This is a genomic window from Mesorhizobium sp. M4A.F.Ca.ET.050.02.1.1, assembly GCF_003997725.1.
Classification (GTDB): Bacteria; Pseudomonadota; Alphaproteobacteria; order Rhizobiales; family Rhizobiaceae; genus Mesorhizobium.
In genome coordinates this window covers 1-409 of the sequence record NZ_RZSG01001538.1, presented here as the reverse complement: position 1 = coordinate 409, position 409 = coordinate 1, and the positions used below count along the sequence as shown (strand labels likewise).

Sequence of the window (409 nt, the reverse complement as noted above, 5' to 3'; positions counted from 1 at the left end):
GAATAGGGGAATAGGTAAGCTAGTCGGCCGAGAGTTTGCGGATCAGAAGGCGGAGAAGCTTCCCCACACTTTCGGTCCCCTCCAGCAATGAAATCGCCGTCACTTTCGGCGCGATGCCGGTACGCTCGGCTATCAGGATCTGTGTCTCCAATTCCTTCAGTGAGCCTTGAGCGATACGCAAAAATTGCTGATAGGACCCCCGGATTTCTCTACCATGGCCTTCCGCGATGTTGGCTGGTATCGAGGCGGCGGCTCGGCGCACTTGGCTGGTTAATCCATAGAGCTCCTCCTTGGGCCGGGATTTCGTCGCCCCATAACCGCCACCGCAAGATCCATCGCTTGCTGCCAGACGATCAGCTCCTTGTAGGAGCCTGTTTTCTCGGTCATTTCCCCTACACCCCTACACCCC

General features: G+C 57.0%; 1 pseudogene. It reads right to left on the bottom strand.

Annotation, left to right across the window (positions count from 1 at the left end):
* Positions 1-19 precede the first annotated feature (19 nt).
* Positions 20-387: pseudogene (locus tag EOA33_RS38540) on the bottom strand (four helix bundle protein).
* Positions 388-409: the final 22 nt, after the last annotated feature.